This window comes from Delftia sp. ZNC0008 (assembly GCF_000799035.1).
Lineage (GTDB): Bacteria > Pseudomonadota > Gammaproteobacteria > Burkholderiales > Burkholderiaceae_C > Comamonas > Comamonas tsuruhatensis.
On sequence record NZ_JTKZ01000602.1, the window covers coordinates 1 to 5594 of the forward strand.

Below are 5594 nucleotides of genomic sequence, written 5' to 3' on the forward strand. Positions count from 1 at the left end.
CCGCGTCACGATGAACTGCAGGCCGTGGCCGGGCGCCAGGCCCGCGTGATCACCCTGGCCACGGGGCGCACGCTGGCGCGCACCATCGTGGCCGACTGGCTGACGCGCCACGGCAGCGTGCTGCAGACGGCCGAGCTGCGCGTGGTCACGCGCACGCTGGACGAGACCGTGGCCATGCTGCAGCGCGGCGAAGTCAGCTTCACGCTGGTCTACCACCACGCCGCCATTGGCGTGCGCCTGGACGGCCGCCAGTTCAGCTACCTGACGGTGATGCAGGACAGGCTGGTGCCCGTGGCCCGCGCCGATGCCCGGGGCCGCCCGCTGTACGAGCTGTCGGCCAGCCACCAGTCCGTCGCTCCCGTGCCCTACCTCGCCTTCTCCCACAGCATGGCCCTGGGCCGCCTTGTGGAAGACCACCTGGCCCGGCATCCGCTGGCGCCGCGCCTGCGCCGCTGCGTGGACTGCGACTCGGCCGACGCCCACTACGAATACGTGCTGCGCGGCCTGGGCCTGGCCTGGATGCCGTGGTCCATGGTGCGCGGCGACTGCCAGGCCGGCCGCCTGGCCGTGGCCGGCGACCCGGGCCTGGAAGTGCACTTCGACGTGCGCCTGTACCGTCCCAAGCGCCACCTGGGTCCTGCAGCCGAGCAGTTCTGGAGCGACATCACGGGCGCCTGACGGGTGCATGCATGCGCCCTCCTGGTGCAAACCCGCACCGGGCTGTGGAACAAGCGGGTTTTGGTGCTGCAATGGCTCCACCTCGTGCCGAATCAGCACCAAATGCCTGGGTAGTCCTTCGCACAATCAATCTCATACATTTCAGGAATAACCCCATGCCCAGCAACTCCCTCCTGCGCCGCACCGCCCTGGCCTGCGGCCTGCTGATCGCCGCCACCGGCAGCGCCTTCGCCGACGACGCCGCCAGCTACCCCAACCGTGCCATCACCATGATCGTGGGCTACCCCGCCGGCGGCAGCACCGACCTGGTGGGCCGCTTCGTGGCCGATGGCCTGGCCTCGCGCCTGGGCCAGCCCGTGGTGGTGGAGAACCTGGGAGGAGCCGGCGGCGCCATCGGCGCGCAAAAGGCCGTCAAGGCCACGCCCGACGGCTACACGCTGTTCGTGGGTGCCAACAACGAGCTGGCCATCGCCCGGCTGATCAACAAGAGCATCAAGTACTCCATCGGCGACTTCACGCCCATCGGCATGATCGGCTCCCAGCCCATGGTGCTGGTGGCCTCGCAGAAGGCCGGCGTGAAGACCGCCGCCGAGTTCAGCGCCCTGGTGGCCAAGAACCCGGGCAAGTTCAGCTACGGCAGCTCGGGCGTGGGCACGGCACTGCACCTGGCCGGCGAGATGGTCAAGGAGCAGGGCAAGCTGCACATGACCCACATCCCCTACCGTGGCGTGGCGCCCCTGACCACGGACCTGGTGGGCAACAACATCGAGTTCGGCATGTTCGTGCTGTCCTCGGGCCTGCCCCAGATCCGCGCGGGCAAGGTCATCGCCCTGGGCACGACGGAGGCCAAGCGCTCGGCCATCACGCCCGACATCCCGGCCCTGTCCGAGCTGCCCCAGTACAAGAACGTGGACATCAACGTCTGGTTCGCGCTGATGGCGCCCAAGGGCCTGCCCGCACCCGTGGCCGCCAAGGTCAAGAAGGCGCTGGACGAGACCATGGCCTCGCCCGAGTTCCGCAAGAAGATGGAAGAGTCGGGCTCGGTCGTGGCCGATCCCAAGACCGATGCCGGCAAGTACATCAACGCCGAGATCGCCAAGTACACCAAGATCGTCCAATTCGCCCACATCGAGAACTGAGCCAGCCATGGACGCTTTGCGATTTGACCTTCCCCTGCCCGACCTGAGCGCCTGGCGCGCAGGCAATACCGGTACCGAGGGCGTGTGGCAATTCGACTCGGGACGCCCGGGCCGCCACGTGATGATTTCCGCGCTGGTGCACGGCAACGAGATCTGCGGCGCCTGGGCCGTGTCCGGGCTGCTTCAGGCCCTGCACAACGGCCTGGCGCTGGACAACGGCCGCCTGACCCTGGTGCTGGCCAACCTCGATGCCTTCGACCGCTTCGACGCGGCCAGCCACGATGCCTCGCGCTTCGTGGACGAGGACATGAACCGCCAGTGGATAGACGCACGCATCGACGAGGGCAGCACCCGCGAACGCCGCCGCGCCGCCGCGCTGCGCCCCTTCGTGCAGCAGGCCGACTGGCTGCTGGACCTGCATTCCATGCACGAGCCCTCGGCCCCGCTGCTGCTGACCGGCATGCAGCCGCGCAACCGCGATCTGGCACGCCAGATGGGCGCGCCGGCGAACATCGTCGTGGATGCCGGCCACAAGGACGGCACGCGGCTGCGCGACTACGGGCGCTTCGGCCTGCCCGACGCCGAGGCCGGCGACTCGCGCTCGCTCCTGATCGAATGCGGCTTCCACGGCGATCTGGCCAGCCGCGACGTGGCGCACGACCAATGCCTGCGCTTCCTCGAAGTGGCCGCCATCTTCGACAACGGCGCGCTGCACGCCGCCCTGCCCGGCTGGAAGCAGGCCGACGCACCGGCCCAGTGGGCGCTGGAAGTCACGGCGCCCGTGGTGGCCAAGAGCAGCGGCTTTCGCTTCACGGCGCCGTTCACGGGGCTGGAGCGTTTCGAGAAGGCCGGCACGGTGATCGGCGACAACGATGGCGAGCCGGTGATCACGCCCTATGGCGACTGCGTGCTGGTCATGCCCTCGGTGCGCCAGGCGCGTGCGGGCGTGACCGTGGTGCGCTTTGCGCGGCGCTCGCCGCTCTGAGCGGCACGCTTCAACCGAACCTCAGCCGCGCTGGCAGCGCGCAGGCGACAGCCGTTCAGGCTGCACGCCCTGCGCGGCCAGGCGTGCATCCAGCGGCTCGCCACGCAGCAGGTTGCGCGCCAGCAGGCTGTAGCCGAAGGCGCTCTGTATGCCGTAGCCGCCCTGGGCGGCCACCCAGAAAAAGCCCGGCAGCGGCACGGGGGAGGCATCCCAGCCAATGGCCATCTCGCCGTCGGCCACGAAGCTGCGCAGCCCGGCCCAGGTGTGGGAGGGGCGGCGAATCTGCAGCGTGGTCACTTCCTCGATGCGCCAGATGCCCGTGGCCACGTCCAGTTCCTCGGGCGCCACGTCCTGCGGCGCCACGGGGTCGGCGTTGGCGGGCGAGCCCAGCAGCTGGCCTGCATCGGGCTTGAAGTAAAAGCCCTCGTCGGCGCTGATCACGGCGGGCCAGTGCGCGGCGTCCATGCCTTCGGGCACGGCAAAGGTGAAGGCACTGCGCCGCTTGGGCACCAGGCCGATGGGCGCTGCGCCCGCCAGTGCGCCCAGCGCATCGGACCAGGCGCCGGCCGCGTTGACCACGCAGCGCGCGCGCACCTGGCTGCCGTCGGCCAGGTCCACGGTCCAGACACCGCCGTCCTGCGCCAGCGCGCGGACCTCGGCGCTGCAGCGCAGCTCGCCGCCGCACTGGCGCAGGCCGCGCAGGAATCCCTGGTGCAGGCCATGCACGTCGATGTCGCGCGCGCCGTCGTCCGCAAAGCCATCGACCAGCAGCGCGGTATTCAGGCAGGGCACCAGGGCCTTGAGTTCATCGGGGCCCAGGCGCCGCGCCTGGGGCGAGTGCAGGAGCGCCTCGGCATGGGCGGCATCGAGCAGGTCCTTCTGCGCGGCCGTGCCCACATAGAGCACGCCGCGCGGCGCCAGGATGGGCGCCTGCACAAAGCCCTGCGGCGGCTGCTCGTAGAAGGCGCGGCTGGCGCGCGTCAGCGCCTGGACCTGCAGCGGGCCATAGTGCTCCTCATACAGCGCGGCCGAGCGGCCCGTGCTGTGGTAGCCGGGCTGGGATTCGCGCTCCAGCACCAGCACCGAGGCGCCGCCATCGCGCGCCAGCTGCCAGGCCACCGAGGCACCGGCCATGCCCGCGCCCACCACCACGAAATCAAGGATGCTGCTGTCCATGGCCGGCCTCACTGTGCTTTCCGGCGACCAGCCTTGGCCGCTGCAGGAGCCGACACCGACGCTGCCTCCAGATAGGGCCGCAGATAGCGCCCCGTATGGCTGGCCGGGTTGGCCGCCACGTCCTCGGGCGTGCCCGTGGCCACCACCTGGCCTCCGCCCGAGCCGCCTTCGGGGCCCATGTCGATGATCCAGTCGGCCGTCTTGATCACGTCCAGGTTGTGTTCGATGACCACGATGGTGTTGCCCGCATCGCGCAGCTGCTGCAGCACCTTGAGCAGCAGGGCGATGTCGGCGAAGTGCAGGCCCGTCGTGGGCTCGTCCAGGATGTAGAGCGTGCGCCCCGTGTCGCGCTTGGACAGTTCCTGGGCCAGCTTGACGCGCTGCGCCTCGCCGCCCGACAGCGTGGTCGCGCTCTGGCCCAGCCGGATATAGGACAGGCCCACGTCCAGCAGGGTCTGCAGCTTGCGGGCGATGGTGGGCACGTCCTTGAAGAAGGCATGGGCGTCCTCCACCGTCATCTCCAGGATCTGGGAGATGTTGCGGCCCTTCCACTGCACCTCCAGCGTCTCGCGGTTGTAGCGCTGGCCGTTGCAGATGTCGCAGGGCACATAGACATCGGGCAGGAAGTGCATCTCCACCTTGACCACGCCGTCGCCCTGGCAGGCCTCGCAGCGGCCACCGGCCACGTTGAAGGAGAAGCGCCCGGGGCCGTAGCCGCGCTCCTTGGCGGTGTTGGTCTCGGCCATCAGGTCGCGGATGGGCGTGAACAGGCCCGTGTAGGTGGCCGGGTTGCTGCGCGGCGTGCGGCCTATGGGCGACTGGTCCACATTGATGACCTTGTCGAAATAGCCCATGCCGATGATGTCGTCGTGCGGCGCGGCCTCGCCGCCGGCACGGTGGATCTGGCGCGCGGCCTCGGTATAGAGCGTGTCGTTGACCAGGGTGCTCTTGCCCGAGCCCGAGACGCCGGTCACGCAGGTCAGCAGGCCCACGGGAAAGTCCGCCGTCACGCCCTTGAGGTTGTGGCCGCGTGCGCCCACCACGCGCAGGGCCTGCAGTTGCGGCGCGCCGGGCGCGGTTGCGTTGTCGGGATTGGCGGGGGGCTGCTGGGTGCGGGCCGGGAAGCCCTTGGCCGCTGGCCGGGCCTCGCCCTCGGCCGTTGCCTCCAGCACGGGTTGCCAGGGCGTGCGCCGCGCAGGCACTTCGATGCGCTGGGTGCCCGCCAGGTAGCGGCCCGTAGGTGAATCGGGGTTGGCGCGCACCTCTTCGTAGCTGCCCTGGGCCATGACGCGGCCGCCATGCACGCCCGCGCCGGGCCCCAGGTCGATGATCTGGTCGGCCGCGCGCATCATGTCCTCGTCGTGCTCGACCACGATGACGCTGTTGCCGATGTCGCGCAGGTGCTGCAGCGTGCCGATGAGCTTGTCGTTGTCGCGCTGGTGCAATCCGATGCTGGGCTCGTCCAGCACATACATCACGCCCGTCAGGCCGCTGCCGATCTGGCTGGCCAGGCGGATGCGCTGGGCCTCGCCGCCCGACAGCGTGTCGGCCCCGCGCTCCAGGCTCAGGTAGCTCAGGCCCACGTCGTTGAGGAACAGCAGGCGCGAGGCGATCTC

At 70.0% G+C, this 5594-nt stretch carries 5 protein-coding genes; 3 read left to right on the forward strand and 2 right to left on the reverse strand.

Annotated features, from left to right (window positions below; all coding sequences use genetic code 11):
- From L995_RS19775 to L995_RS19785, 3 genes are all read left to right on the forward strand, one after another.
- A partial coding sequence (locus tag L995_RS19775; RefSeq protein ID WP_047473142.1) for a substrate-binding domain-containing protein occupies nt 1-678 on the forward strand: 678 nt, incomplete at its 5' end.
- A 155-nt stretch (nt 679-833) separates the two neighbouring features.
- Nucleotides 834-1817: a Bug family tripartite tricarboxylate transporter substrate binding protein gene (locus L995_RS19780; protein WP_016449351.1), complete on the forward strand. Its 984-nt coding sequence runs from the start codon at nt 834-836 to the stop codon at nt 1815-1817.
- A 7-nt stretch (nt 1818-1824) separates the two neighbouring features.
- Nucleotides 1825-2802 carry a succinylglutamate desuccinylase/aspartoacylase domain-containing protein gene (locus L995_RS19785; RefSeq protein WP_016454260.1) on the forward strand — a complete coding sequence of 326 codons (978 nt, stop codon included), beginning with the start codon at nt 1825-1827 and terminating at the stop codon, nt 2800-2802.
- Between the two features lie 21 nt (nt 2803-2823).
- Here L995_RS19785 and L995_RS19790 read toward each other — a convergent pair whose 3' ends face one another.
- Entirely contained in the window at nt 2824-3978 is a 1155-nt protein-coding gene (locus tag L995_RS19790; RefSeq protein WP_047473144.1) for an NAD(P)/FAD-dependent oxidoreductase, read from the reverse strand.
- A gap of 8 nt (nt 3979-3986) precedes the next feature.
- Nucleotides 3987-5594 (reverse strand): ATP-binding cassette domain-containing protein (locus L995_RS19795; RefSeq protein ID WP_047473146.1); only part of this gene is annotated, 1608 nt, incomplete at its 5' end.